Consider the following 12,297-nt stretch of genomic DNA (forward strand, 5'->3'; position numbering starts at 1 on the left):
GGAGTGGTGTGAGGTGAAAGGTCTTGCGAAAGGCTTGAAATATACGCTCAGCAATTTGACGAAGCAGAATGTTACGACCCAATATCCGGACGTTCCCCTTCAGATGCCTGACCGTTTTCGCGGAATCCAGAAATTCTACCCTGAAAAGTGCATTGTCTGCAACCAGTGTGCGAACATCTGCCCGACAGACTGCATTCAGCTGACAGGAAAGCCCCATCCCGATCCGGGGAAAAAGGGAAAGATCATTGACACGTACGACATTAATTTTGAAATCTGTATTCTATGTGACCTGTGTACAGAGGTCTGCCCGACAGAAGCGATCGTCATGACCAGCAATTTCGAACTGGCGGAGTACAGCCGTGATGAACTGTTTAAGGATCTGGCTTGGCTCGATGAGAACGACAACAATGTGAGGAAGGAGAATAAAGCATGACGGGAGAGATGATTGCTTTTTTTGTCCTTGCCTTAACGGCCATTGGGGGCGGGGTGCTGATGATCAACCTGCCGAATGTCGTTCATATGGTCGTTGCGCTTGTCTTTACATTCCTTGCTATAGCAGGAATCTACATCACGCTGTCTGCTGAGTTTGTGGCTGCTGTTCAGGTACTTATCTACTCGGGCGCCATCACAATCATCATGCTGTTCGGAATCATGCTGACACGCCACGAAAAGGACACGGAAACAAAAATGCCGAAATTGACCGTTCTATTGTCAGGAGCAGGGGTTGCTGTCTTTTTCCTGATCATGTTTTTTGGAATCAACCGCCTGAGCCTGGGGGCACCGGCTGCTGGCCTTCACATTGAAAATACGAAAAAAATTGGTGTAGAACTTTACTCGAAATACATCATTCCGTTTGAGCTGACTTCTGTCCTTCTATTGGTGGCATTAATCGGGGCGATCGTGCTGGCAAAAAGGGACGGAGAAGAGGAGGCTAAAAAATGAGCAGCATTCCTTTGTCTGTTTATCTCGTACTGGCCCTCATCCTGTTTTGCATCGGGCTGTTTGGAGCGCTGACAAAAAGAAACGCTGTTATTGTTCTTATTTCCATCGAACTGATGCTGAACGCAGTGAATATTAACCTTGTTGCATTTGCGAAATACGGAGCGAAGCCCGGCCTGACCGGACAGATCTTCTCTCTCTTTACCATCACCGTTGCGGCTGCTGAAGCGGCGGTTGGGCTCGCCATTCTTATGGCACTATACCGAAACCGCAAGACCGTCAATGTGGATGAAATGGATATTATGAAGCGCTAAAAAGGGGTTGGAAAAGATGATGCAGAATGCCTGGCTGATACCACTGTTACCGCTGCTATCCTTCATCCTTCTTTTACTTTTTGGAAAAAAACTAAAAGAAGCTTCTGCCTACGCCGGTATTGGATGCACCTTCATTTCATTGATCATGGCAGTGATTGTCATGGCCAGCCAATGGGGAGGGGAGTCATACAAGGCAGAAGGAGTATGGCTGTATATCGGCAAACATGCTGTAACGATGGGATATGAAATCAATCCGCTGAATGCGTTGATGCTCGTCATCGTAACGCTTGTAAGCTTTCTCGTGCATGTGTATTCGAAGAGCTATATGCATGGGGATGGCCGTTTTCCTGTCTTTTATGCCTATCTTGGTTTGTTTACGTTTGCGATGCTGGGGCTCGTCTTGTCTCCTAACCTGCTTCAGGTGTATATCTTCTGGGAACTGGTCGGCTTAGGATCGTTTCTCCTCATCGGATACTATTATTTTAAACCCGAAGCCAAGGCGGCTGCGAAGAAGGCCTTCATCATGACGCGTATCGGGGACGTTGGGCTCTTCATCGGGATTATTCTTTTATACTGGCAGACGGGGAGCTTTGAATACGATGAAATCTTCAAAGCAGCTGCCAGTCACCATATTTCCTCAGAAATGATAACACTGACGGCCATTCTGATCTTTGCGGGTGCCGTCGGGAAATCCGGGCAGCTCCCGCTTCATACGTGGCTCCCAGATGCTATGGAGGGCCCGACGCCAGTCTCCGCCCTTATCCATGCGGCAACGATGGTCGCAGCAGGTGTTTATCTTGTGGCTTCCATGTACCCGCTCTTTGAAGCATCGTCCGCAGCCATGACAACTGTAGCCGTTGTCGGCGGAATTACTGCAATATTCGCCGCATCCGTCGGCCTGATGCAGAAAGATATCAAACGGGTATTGGCGTATTCCACCGTGAGCCAGCTTGGCTACATGATGCTAGCCCTTGGCTCAGGCGGCTATACAGCAGGGATTTTCCATCTGATGACACATGCTTTCTTTAAAGCACTGCTGTTCCTGGCCGCAGGCAGTGTTATTCATGCCGTACATACTCAAAATATTGAAGAGATGGGCGGCCTTTGGAGGAAGCTGAAATTTACGGCTCCTTTATTTTTAATAGGAGCACTGTCCATTTCCGGATTTCCGCTCTTATCCGGTTTCTTCAGTAAAGATGAGATTTTAATGGCCACTTACGGGGACGGCCGCTACGGATTGTTTATCCTCGCTCTCCTCGCTGCTTTTTTTACCGCTTTTTATATGTTCCGCCTGTTTTTTATGGTGTTCGCAGGGAATTCAGGCCAAGCGCATGAAAAGGTGAAAGAATCCGATGTATCCATGCTTTTTCCCATGCTGGTTCTAGGTTTTCTGGCTGTCGTGGCAGGCTATTTAAATACCCCCTGGTTTGGTGCGTTTTTAGCTCATTATTTAAGCAACGGCCCTGTCCGCATTGCTGCAGAAGGAGAACATGGACCGGTATGGATTCCGATCCTTGCCACGATCGTATCCTTGGCGGGAATCTTTCTGGCATACCTTATGTACGGTAAAAAAACACTGTCAAGAAACTGGCTGTCTCGTTCTCTTCCGTCTCTCAGCACGCTTATTTACCGCAAGTATTACGTGGATGAAGCTTATGATGCTACAGTCGTTAAAGGCACAACGCTGTTCAGTTATTTTTGGAGCTATGTTGACCGGTATCTCGTTGAAACAGCTGTGAACGGAACGGCAGGCCTCGTTCAATGGCTCGGTAAAAGAGGTTCCTCCATGCACGATGGCCAGGTTCAGAGATTTGGTGCCGTCGCTGTTGCGGGACTCGTTATCATCCTATTATTCTTTGCTGTTGCAGGGGGGTATTTCTCATGAGCCATCTGATATCCATCCTATTGTTTTCACCGCTGGCCGGTATTGCTGTTTTGAGTGTAATGCCATCCAAAAATGAAAAGGCCTTAAAACTTGCAGGCCTGTTGGGCACGCTGCTGCCCCTGCTTCTTGCCATCATTGCTGCAGTTACCTTTGATCGCTCAGCTTCAGGGATCCAGCTTGCTGAACAAGGTAACTGGATCTCTTATAAAATGGATCAGGTTGGAGCAGGCTTATCTTTTGCTATCGACTATGAAGTAGGCGTCAACGGCCTGTCTCTTGTTCTCCTGCTGTTAACCGCTGTTATTTCTGTACTGGCTGCTATTGGTTCCTGGACGATCAAGAAGGACTGGAAAAGCTATTTCATCTTCTTTTTGATATTAGAGCTCGGTATGCTTGGGGTATTCGCTTCTCAAAATCTCTTTCTCTTCTTTATTTTCTTTGAGTTGACGCTTATCCCGATGTTTTTCCTGATCGGCCGCTGGGGTTATGCAGACAGGGAAAAGGCTGCTTACAGTTTCTTGATCTATAACGGAATCGGTTCTGCCATTCTGCTCATTGTATTCGTTGCACTCTTTATGAGAACAGGAACGCTAAACTATGGAGAACTGGCGAAAATACTCGGCGGACATACCGATCCTGCTCTCGGCGGCACGTTCCGTATGTCCATCCTGATTGCTCTGTTTGTGGCTTTTGGAATCAAACTGCCGATTGTTCCTCTTCACACGTGGATGCTGCGTGTGCACGTACAGGCACCGCCTTCCGTTGTTATGATCCACTCGGGAATTCTTTTAAAGATCGGAGCATACGGACTCTTCACGTTCGGTATCGGATTTTTCCCGTCTGAATTCAAACGGATGGCAGTATGGATAGCAGTATTGGGTGTCATCAACCTTCTGTATGGTGCCTTTCTTGCCATCGTACAGACGGATTTGAAAAAAGTACTGGCCTATTCTTCCGTCTCCCACATGGGGATCGTATTGATCGGTTTTTCGGCACTGAATGAAGCAGGAGTAAAGGGAGCGGTCTTTCAGCTAATTTCCCACGGATTGATCTCTGCCCTGCTGTTCTTCTTGATCGGGGTGCTGTATGAACGGACCGGTTCTTCACACCTTAAGGACTACAGTGGTCTTGCAGGCGCCATGCCGGTCACTGCAGGCATCCTGCTTGCCGGAGGGCTTGCGTCGCTGGGACTTCCTGGCATGTCCGGATTTATCAGTGAGTTTCTGGCCTTTCTCGGACTCTTCAAGGTCATGCCGGTTATCGCTGCAGTGGGGGCTCTCGGTATCGTATTAACTGCGGTTTATATTTTGCGGGCTGTTCTTTCTGTAACCTTCGGGCCCCCAAAGGACGCCCATAGCGGCTTTTATGATTTGACGCTCCGAGAGAGGGTGCCGGCTTTTGTTCTTTTGGCTTTGGTGCTCTTTATTGGAATCTATCCAGGAATGCTGAGTGAATCATTACGCACGGTTTTAGACACAATCTTGTTAGGCTTAAGGGGGTAGCCAGATGGATCTTCACACGTTAACTTCAATGAACTGGGGAATCATGGCGCCTGAATTTGCCATCTTGGGAACAGCTATTATCCTGTCTTTGCTGGACTTGTTTATGCCACGAACGCAAAGCCGCCGTCCTCTGGGGATATTGGCCATTGCAGGAATAGCAGCGGCTTTCATTTTTTTATATCTGCAATTTGGACATGAAGGAGCATCACTTTTTCATGATATGTACCGGCTTGACTCCTTCTCGAAGGCGTTTAAGCTGATCCTTCTTTTGGGAACAGGGCTGATTTTAGTTTTAGCTTATGACTACCGGATGGGTGAAGAAGAAGAGTACCGTGGGGAATTCTACTATCTGCTGCTCACTGCTCTCCTTGGGGCCATGTTTATGGCTTCGAGCGGGGACATGATCACCCTGTTTATAGGCCTGGAGCTCCTTTCTCTTTCCTCCTATGTTATGGCAGGTATGAGAAAAAGAAAGTTGGAGTCGAATGAGGCTGCTTTTAAATATGTAGTAACAGGCGGGATTTCAACAGCCATCACAATGTTTGGGATGAGCTATGTATTTGGGTTGACTGGGGAAACAAACCTGTATGCAGTAGGTGCAGCATTGAGAGATACGAGCATCCTTCAGAATCAGTTTTTACTCGTATTTGCTTTTTTTATCACATTTGCAGGGTTAACTTTCAAAATCGCCTCTGCTCCGTTTCATATGTGGGCACCCGATGTGTATCAAGGCTCACCGCTTCCTGTTACCGCCTTTTTAAGCGTGGTCTCGAAAACAGCCGGATTTGCCATCATCCTGCGGTTTTTTCTCATGTGCTTTAGTTCAGCGCCCGGCATTAAAGGAGATCCGCTGCTTCTTCAAGTTCAGCCGTATCTCGCTGTTCTCGCTGGAGCGACCATGATTGCCGGCAATGTGATCGCCCTCCGGCAGCGGAACATTAAACGGCTTTTCGCCTATTCGTCGGTTGCGCAGGCTGGTTATATTCTCGTTCCGTTCGTTTCCGTCTCGGCTTTGCTGTTTGAAACAACATGGTTTTATCTTCTTGCCTATCTGTTTATGAATATTGGTGCTTTTGCTGTCATTCAGGAAGTAACAGCAGCGAGCGGGACGAATGATATATCGGGCTTTGCCGGCTTATATAAGCGTTCTCCCTGGCTAGCTTTCGCCATGACCATCTTTATTCTGTCATTGGCGGGCATTCCGGCTACAGCAGGCTTTGCGGGGAAATTCGGAATCTTTATGAATGCCCTTGGAACCAACCCTGGACATTACATATTGGCAGGGATTCTAATGGCCGCCACGGTTGTCTCTTACTTCTATTATTTCAACATTATTGGCCAGATGTTTTTTCGCTCAGGGCAGGAAGAGCGGGCGATCCAGCATAAGAAGGGCCTCCTGTTTGTAACCGCTTTATGTGCAGCGGCAACCGTGTTCTTCGGTATCTTCCCGGGAACCGCCCTCCATTTCTTTTATAATGAATTTCATCTCACAGATTTTTTCCAGACATTAGGACAAAAATAAGGGGGCTGTCCAAGAAGTCTGGTAGCTGTTGATCTCCGCTCCAGGCTGCTCGCTTTCCGCGGGGCGTGCGGTGAGCCTTACCGGCGTGAACGCCTACTTTTTGGCGCAAGCGCCTGCGGGAGTCTCACCTGTCACGCTAGTCCCGCAGGAGTCTCGCACCTTGCACTCCAATCAACTTTTCATTGAAGATTTTTCACGTCAAAGGAGCTGCCTGAAGGTCAATTTTCGACTTTCAGGACAGCCCCTTTTTTTATTTGGGAAATCCCTTGGATTTTAAAGATATGTCAAAATTGGGAACATGATTGAAAATAGGCCTTTTGTCTGTTCCTTTATGGTAAAATTCAGTTTATGCTACTTTCTATTGGTGTATGTTATCATGATGGTGTTAAGTAAGCACTTGGCCGATAAGGCCTTGCGGCAAGGAGGAACCCAGTTGTTTGAACAAGCCGGGCAGCAAGCGCTGCTTCATATCCTCGTTCACCTGCTTTTTCTCGTCATCACATGGTGGGCCATGCAGGCAATAAAATTTGACTCGTACATCAAAAAGGGCAAAGTGATCCAAGCACGCGTTTTATTCGTCTTAGTAACGATCGCTGTTGCCAGCCTCGTAAGCAGCTTCTTTCTCACGTATTTGAATTATTCCACACAGCTTAAATATTTATTTTAATTAACACAAACCTACTAACCGTCTCAGCTCAAAATGCAGCAAAAGATTGTTCACTGTTGAACAAAGTAAATAGGGTGAAGTTTCTGTCGGAATATGACTGCAACTTCCATGAATAATGGACCGTCCTCTGGCAAGAATGAGAATAGAGGAGAGGACGGGTGGAATAAAATGAAAAAGAGTATTGTTTTATTTTTTGCTATTATATTATTGGTTCATTCTTATGAGAGTGTGCTGGCAAGAGAAGCAGCAAATATAAGCAAAATTTCGGATATGAAGCAAGCGATGGACGAGCACGGTATTATTGTGAAAAAATGGTCGCTTTATACTAAAGGAAGTGTAGGTTTTACTTCCGATCTAAATGGGTATCGACAAAAAGCGGCATTATTAAAGAATGCAGCTAAAGGTTATAAATGGAACAATATGAATATGCAAGAACATTTAAAGATTACTGGGGTGCGATATTCTCAAGCAGGGAGCATAAAAGAGCGCCTTACGCTGGTGGGATACCCCCAAAAAGAAAAGCTTGCAACGTATCTTGTTTATGCGGTCGAAGGAAAGGGCTGGAATAAAAATCAATTTCAGCATTTTGCACGATCGTTCCAGAGTAGGGTCGCTACCTATTTTGAAGGAAAAACTTCAACTTTCCCTTGTATCACAGGGGTACATAGTGGTACAATGGACGTCGGTTTGTATAAACAAGCACTTGAGCTCATGACAACGTTCTCCGCTGTTCCTGTCGAAGAACTGAAGGAAGAGACGTTTGTATCAATCTCGGCATATACTAAGCATTGGGATGAGAAAATTAATACAGCTCACAAAGCTATGAATCTGCAGATTGCAATTAGAAATCAAGGAATGGGCGGCCAAACAGCCGTCACAATTGGAACACCAATAATTACGTCTGAATATTAATATAGAAATTGGACGCGGAGGGGAATTTCGTTGGAAAAAATCATTGTCCGTGGTGGTAGGCGGTTAGAAGGCTCTGTTAAAGTTGAAGGAGCAAAGAATGCTGTACTGCCTGTCATCGCAGCATCCATTTTAGCCAGTAAAGGCACAAGCACGATTAAAGATGTGCCGACCCTTGCTGATGTATATACGATTAACGAGGTACTGCGTTATTTAAATATTGAAGTTAAATTTGAGAATGGCGAGATCCAAGTGGATGCTTCAGGAGCTTTAAAAACAGAAGCGCCATTTGAATATGTTCGTAAAATGCGTGCATCCTTCTTGGTAATGGGACCTTTGCTTGCACGCGTAGGATTAGCGAGAATCGCACTTCCTGGCGGTTGTGCAATTGGATCACGTCCGATCGATCAGCACTTAAAAGGCTTTGAAGCCATGGGTGCCACTGTTAAAATCGGGAATGGATTTATTGAAGCCAGCATAGATGGCCGCCTAAAAGGTGCAAAAATTTATTTGGACTTCCCAAGTGTAGGAGCAACAGAAAACATTATTACGGCTGCTGCCCTTGCTGAAGGAACAACCATTATTGAAAATGCAGCTAAAGAGCCTGAGATTGTTTGCCTTGCAAACTACATCAACTCCATGGGAGGAAAAGTAGTAGGCGCAGGTACAGGTACAATCCGTATCGAAGGTGTTGAAGAGCTTTCAGGTTCGGAGCACGCTGTGGTTCCTGACCGCATTGAAGCAGGTACGTACATGGTTGCTGCAGCTATTACTGGCGGAGACGTTTTTGTTGAAGGCGCGATTGCCGAGCACCTTCGCCCATTAATCGCAAAAATGGAAGAAATGGGTGTTACCGTTAAAGATGAGGAAACTGGTCTTCGTGTCATTGGTCCGAAAGAATTAAAACCAGTTGATATTAAAACTATGCCGCATCCGGGCTTCCCAACAGATTTGCAGTCTCAGATGATGGCATTGCTTCTTCGGGCAAACGGTACAAGTGTCATTACAGAAACTGTGTTTGAAAACCGTTTTATGCATGTTGAGGAATTCCGCCGCATGAACGGAGATATTAAAATCGAAGGCCGCTCTGCCGTAATCAACGGACCTGTATCATTACAGGGAGCCGAGGTTGCAGCAACTGATTTGCGAGCGGGAGCAGCACTGGTCCTTGCCGGCCTTGTAGCTGACGGTTATACGCGTGTAACTGAGCTTAAACATATCGACCGCGGCTATGTGAAATTTACTGAAAAACTTCATGATCTTGGAGCTGACATCGAGCGTGTTAACGAAGAATCAACAGCCGCTCCAGCAGAAGAGAAATCATCGGTATCATTAAAATCTAATCTTGCTTAATTTATAGTTTAGAAAGCTTCCTGCAGATTGCAGGGAGCTTTTTTTATTGCGGGTTGAAAGGATAGTAAGAAGAGCATAAGAATTCCGCTATTAAAAAGTAATGGAAATGACCTAGTTGATATAGAAAGTGAAGAAAGACTGGGAGTATATATTCAAAATTTTGAGAATAGTTTGAAATTAAATATAATTCGTGTACTATTAAATCAAGCAAGGCCATTCTATACATGACAAAGGGGATATGATCGATGAAGAAAAAGGCTCTGGCATTGGGATTATCATTTGGTTTGGCGGCATCGGCTCTTACACCGGCAAGTTCTTTAGCAGCACCAAAAAATGTGCTGTCCAATTACAAGATAAGCGAACAAAAAGGTACGCCTGAATTTGTTTCTGGAAAGTTGACGAAAGCCTCTGGACATAATGCCGAAGCTGTTGTTCTTGGTTACTTAAACCAGCATAAGAGTGCATATAATTTTGGGTCACAAAAAGCGGAAGATTCTTTTGCTGTTCAATCTCAGCAAAAGGACAAGCTAGGTTCCACTGTTTTGCGCTTGCAGCAAGTATATAAGGGGGTTCCTGTCTGGGGTTCTACTCAGGTAGCTCATGTTGACAAAGACGGAGTTTTGACAGTGGTTTCAGGTTCAACTGTACCGAACCTTGATCAAAAGAGCAGCTTGAAAAATACTAAGAAAATCTCTGCTAAGAAGGCAATCGCCAAGGCAGTTAAAGATCTTGGATATACCCCCGATTATGAAAAGGCACCGACAGCCGATCTTGTTGTCTACACATCAGGTGAAAAAGCTGTTTATGCCTATCTTGTAAATTTAAATTTCCTGTCTCCAAAGCCGGGGAATTATAACTATTTTGTTGAAGCAGCTACAGGAAAGATTGTGAACAAGTATAATAACCTTGACGAAGCAAATGGTGGGCAGGCTGCTTCCAAACCAGGAGGAACCTTAACCGGAACCAATGCAACCGGGACAGGAAAAGGTGTGCTTGGTGACTCAAAAACGTTGAGAACCTTGTTATCCGGTTCAACCTACTACTTACAGGATAATACGAGAGGAAGCGGGATCTTTACATATGACGGAAAGAACCGCCAATTCCTTCCAGGTTCATTATGGGCTGATGCTGATAACACATATAATGCCGCATACGACGGTGCAGCGGTAGACGCTCATTACTATGCCGGAGTGACGTATGATTACTACAAAAACGTATTTGGACGCAACTCCTTTGATAATAAAGGCGGAGCACTAAAATCGACTGTCCATTACAGCCGCAGCTATAACAACGCCTTCTGGAACGGGACGCAAATGGTTTACGGAGATGGTGACGGAACTACTTTTATTCCGTTATCCGGCGGGCTGGATGTAATAGGGCATGAATTAACCCACGCGGTTACGGAACGCAGCTCCAATCTGGTGTACCAAAATGAATCAGGTGCATTAAACGAAGCTATTTCTGATATCTTTGGAACGCTTGTCGAGTATTATGACAACCGTAATCCGGATTATGAAATCGGAGAAGACATCTACACACCGAATACACCGAATGATGCTCTTCGTTCGATGAGCGATCCTGCGAAATATGGCGATCCAGACCACTATTCCAAACGTTATACTGGAACGAGTGACAATGGGGGTGTCCATACGAACAGCGGCATCATCAATAAGCAGGCTTATCTGCTTGCAGTTGGAGGAACCCATTACGGCGTAACGGTTACTGGCATCGGCAACAGCAAGCTTGGAGCGATTTATTACCGCGCCAACACGGTTTATCTCACGTCGAACGCCACGTTCAGCCAAGCGAGAGCTGCGCTCGTTCAAGCGGCAGCTGATCTGTATGGATCAGGCTCTGCGGAAGTCAACTCGGTCAACAAGTCGTTTGATGCAGTTGGCATCTATTAAAAAAGCAAAACCCTGCTAGTGATAGCAGGGTTTTTTCTATGAGATTGAAAAGTAGAACTGAGATTGAAAGGAAAAACAAGTTCTAATAGTTTGTCTCCCTCCATAAATTGTAAAGACTAATCAATTCAGTGGAGGCCAGGCCGAATGTTCATGAAAATGAAGCCGATTACCTTCTTCGTCTCTGTCTTTGTTGTGGTCACCGTCCTTCTTCCGGCTTTGCTCGTGCTTCCCTACTCTTCCAAATCATCCTTTTTGCTAGAGACAAAGCCGAAGGAAATCAAACGAGCTGCCATACCGAGTCTAGCATCGACACTTGCTGTACCCGTCTACCGGACAGCTGAGAAAAAGGTGGAAAAGGTCGCGCTCGAGGAGTACGTCAAAGGAGTGGTCGCTTCTGAAATGCCCGCTGACTTTAAACTTGAGGCGTTAAAGGCTCAAGCGTTAACAGCCAGAACGTACATCGCCAGGCTTTTGGACAGCGCTCAAGGGGGAAACCTTCCAGGCGGGGCGGCTGTGACGGATTCCATTCTTCATCAGGTCTACAAAAGTGATGATGAATTGAAGAAGCTGTGGGGAGACGAATATCCAGAAAAGATGAAGAAGATCACCAAAGCGGTAGCAGAGACGAAAGGAAAGATTTTAACGTACGACGGGAAACCGATCTTTGCGAGTTTCTTTTCAACAAGCAATGGTTATACCGAAAACAGCGAGGACTATTGGGGAACGAAATATCCTTATCTAAAAAGCGTAAAAAGCCCGTGGGATCAAAACACTCCTAAATTCGTCCAGAAACAGGAGATCTCTTTGCTGGATGTTGAGAGAAGGCTGGGGGTCGTAATTCAAAAGGACGGAGAAGTGGGCACGGTAACAAAGAAAACCGCAGGAAACCGGATCGCTCGTATGACCATTGACGGAAAAAGCTTTAAGGGCAAAGAGATCCGTGAGAAACTGGGTCTTCGCTCAGCCGATTTTACGCTGACGAAAAAGAAACAAGAAGTGATTGCAGTGACGAAAGGCTTCGGCCATGGAGTGGGGATGAGCCAGTATGGAGCAAACGGCATGGCGAAGGCCGGCAAGAACTACAAGCAAATTGTAAAATACTATTACAAAGGAGTGGCCATTTCAGAATACAAGCCTGATCCTGGCCGTTCCACCGCAAAGCGGTAACCCTTCCAGACCCGGCGAAAAAGCCGGGTCTTTTGTGTTTAACACCCTTCCTAATCCTGCGGAGAAAAATAAAGTTTTGGGAATCATGCATAGTATTCAAGTCTTTGTCGAAAAATAATATCCTAATTTTTT

12 protein-coding genes are annotated in these 12,297 nt (G+C 46.0%); all 12 read left to right on the top strand.

Annotated features, from left to right (window positions below; genetic code table 11):
• The first annotated feature begins 13 nt into the window (after window positions 1–13).
• The 12 genes from nuoI (at window position 14) to spoIID (ending at window position 12,165) form a co-directional block, all read left to right on the top strand.
• Window positions 14–433 (top strand): NADH-quinone oxidoreductase subunit NuoI, encoded by a 420-nt coding sequence (gene nuoI, locus AR335_RS17665; RefSeq protein WP_062238335.1) that lies wholly within the window; start codon window positions 14–16, stop codon window positions 431–433.
• Complete coding sequence (locus tag AR335_RS17670; protein WP_062238337.1) at window positions 430–942, top strand: NADH-quinone oxidoreductase subunit J; 513 nt, start codon at window positions 430–432, stop codon at window positions 940–942. Before nuoI ends, AR335_RS17670 begins: the two co-directional genes overlap by 4 nt.
• Window positions 939–1,253: an NADH-quinone oxidoreductase subunit NuoK gene (gene nuoK, locus AR335_RS17675; protein ID WP_053356491.1), complete on the top strand. Its 315-nt coding sequence runs from the start codon at window positions 939–941 to the stop codon at window positions 1,251–1,253. Before AR335_RS17670 ends, nuoK begins: the two co-directional genes overlap by 4 nt.
• A gap of 16 nt (window positions 1,254–1,269) precedes the next feature.
• Window positions 1,270–3,138, top strand: a complete 1,869-nt coding sequence (nuoL, locus tag AR335_RS17680) for an NADH-quinone oxidoreductase subunit L (protein ID WP_062238339.1) — start codon at window positions 1,270–1,272, stop codon at window positions 3,136–3,138.
• Entirely contained in the window at window positions 3,135–4,640 is a 1,506-nt protein-coding gene (locus tag AR335_RS17685; protein ID WP_062238341.1) for a complex I subunit 4 family protein, read from the top strand. Before nuoL ends, AR335_RS17685 begins: the two co-directional genes overlap by 4 nt.
• A gap of 4 nt (window positions 4,641–4,644) precedes the next feature.
• Window positions 4,645–6,162: an NADH-quinone oxidoreductase subunit NuoN gene (gene nuoN / locus AR335_RS17690; RefSeq protein WP_062238343.1), complete on the top strand. Its 1,518-nt coding sequence runs from the start codon at window positions 4,645–4,647 to the stop codon at window positions 6,160–6,162.
• Between the two features lie 28 nt (window positions 6,163–6,190).
• Complete coding sequence (locus AR335_RS24360; RefSeq protein ID WP_156419072.1) at window positions 6,191–6,439, top strand: hypothetical protein; 249 nt, start codon at window positions 6,191–6,193, stop codon at window positions 6,437–6,439.
• 156 nt (window positions 6,440–6,595) lie between these two features.
• Window positions 6,596–6,829, top strand: coding sequence for a DUF1146 family protein (locus AR335_RS17695; RefSeq protein ID WP_062238345.1), 234 nt, complete (start codon window positions 6,596–6,598; stop codon window positions 6,827–6,829).
• Window positions 6,830–6,997: 168 nt separating this feature from the next.
• The gene (locus tag AR335_RS17700) at window positions 6,998–7,741 is read left to right on the top strand and encodes a YwmB family TATA-box binding protein (RefSeq protein WP_062238347.1); all 744 of its coding nucleotides are present in this window, start codon (window positions 6,998–7,000) and stop codon (window positions 7,739–7,741) included.
• A 30-nt stretch (window positions 7,742–7,771) separates the two neighbouring features.
• Window positions 7,772–9,091, top strand: a complete 1,320-nt coding sequence (gene murA / locus AR335_RS17705; protein ID WP_062238349.1) for a UDP-N-acetylglucosamine 1-carboxyvinyltransferase — start codon at window positions 7,772–7,774, stop codon at window positions 9,089–9,091.
• A 245-nt stretch (window positions 9,092–9,336) separates the two neighbouring features.
• On the top strand, window positions 9,337–10,998 hold the full coding sequence (locus AR335_RS17710; protein ID WP_062238351.1) for a M4 family metallopeptidase: 1,662 nt from the start codon (window positions 9,337–9,339) through the stop codon (window positions 10,996–10,998).
• Between the two features lie 144 nt (window positions 10,999–11,142).
• Window positions 11,143–12,165, top strand: a complete 1,023-nt coding sequence (spoIID, locus tag AR335_RS17715; protein WP_062238353.1) for a stage II sporulation protein D — start codon at window positions 11,143–11,145, stop codon at window positions 12,163–12,165.
• Window positions 12,166–12,297 lie beyond the last annotated feature (132 nt).

It is taken from the genome of Fictibacillus sp. FJAT-27399, assembly GCF_001510655.1.
In the GTDB taxonomy this organism is placed as follows: Bacteria; Bacillota; Bacilli; order Bacillales; family Fictibacillaceae; genus Fictibacillus_C; species Fictibacillus_C marinisediminis.